This is a genomic window from Streptomyces sp. URMC 126 (genome assembly GCF_051386555.1).
Lineage (GTDB): Bacteria > Actinomycetota > Actinomycetes > Streptomycetales > Streptomycetaceae > Streptomyces.
The window spans coordinates 1-241 of the sequence record NZ_JBPQTX010001261.1; the positions used below are offsets into that span (position 1 = coordinate 1).

Genomic DNA, 241 nt, shown 5'->3' on the forward strand with positions numbered 1-241 from the left:
GCCCGGAGGGCACCGAGCAGCGCCTGGTCGCGGCGTACGACGACGTGCCGGACGAGAAGTCGATGAGCGAGGTGTTCGACTTCCGCACGCTGAGGCCCGGCACGTTCGAGGTCGGGCCCTTCACGATCCGCACGGACCGGGTCAGCCACCCCGTGGAGACGTATGGCTTCCGGGTGGAGCACGGCGGGAAGGCGCTGACGTACAGCGGGGACACCGGGGTGTGCGAGGCGCTGCACCAGCT

General features: G+C 70.5%; 1 pseudogene. It reads left to right on the forward strand.

What is annotated here, in order from left to right:
• Positions 1-241: pseudogene (locus ACSNOK_RS35885) on the forward strand (MBL fold metallo-hydrolase); the annotation flags it as partial.